Origin of the sequence: Cellulomonas telluris (assembly GCF_004886325.1) — a bacterium.
GTDB classification, from domain to species: domain Bacteria; phylum Actinomycetota; class Actinomycetes; order Actinomycetales; family Cellulomonadaceae; genus Cellulomonas; species Cellulomonas telluris.
Genome location: NZ_QXFN01000052.1, coordinates 1 through 594, shown reverse-complemented (window position 1 = coordinate 594; position 594 = coordinate 1). Strand labels below are relative to the sequence as shown.

General features: G+C 75.6%; 1 pseudogene. It reads left to right on the top strand.

Annotated features, from left to right (window positions below):
* Positions 1-594 (top strand): annotated as a pseudogene (locus FB586_RS19555) (NADH-quinone oxidoreductase subunit G); the annotation flags it as partial.

Below are 594 nucleotides of genomic sequence, written 5' to 3'. Positions count from 1 at the left end.
TGCCGCCTTCCGCGCCGCCCTCGCCGCCGCCGGATTCGTCGTCAGCCTCGAGCTGCGCGAGACCGACGTGACGCGCGTCGCCGACGTCGTCCTGCCGGTCGCACCGGTCACCGACAAGTCCGGCACCTTCGTCACCTGGGACGCGCGACCCCGCGAGTTCGCCGCGGTCTTCAGCAACCCCGCCTCCCTGCCCGACCTGCGGGTGCTCGCCGGCATCGCCGACGAGCTCGCCGGCCTGGGACAGGGCAGCCGCCTCGGCTTCCGCACGGTCGCCGACGTGCGCGCCGAGATGCAGTCCCTCGGCCCGTGGGACGGCGCCCGCCCCGCGCTCGACGCGGGCAAGGCCCCGAAGCCGGCCAAGGCGCCGCGGAAGGGCGAGACGCCGTTCGCGCTGGCGACCTGGAAGCAGCTGGTCGACCTCGGCTCGATGCAGGACGGCGAGGAGCACCTGCGCGCCACCGCCCGCACCCCGGTCGCCCGCCTCAGCCGCGCGTCGTACGAGTCCGTGCTCGGCATGCTCGACACCGCGACCGACCACCGCGTCACCGTCACCGGCGACCGCGGCAGCATCACGCTGCCGGTCGTCGTCGCCGA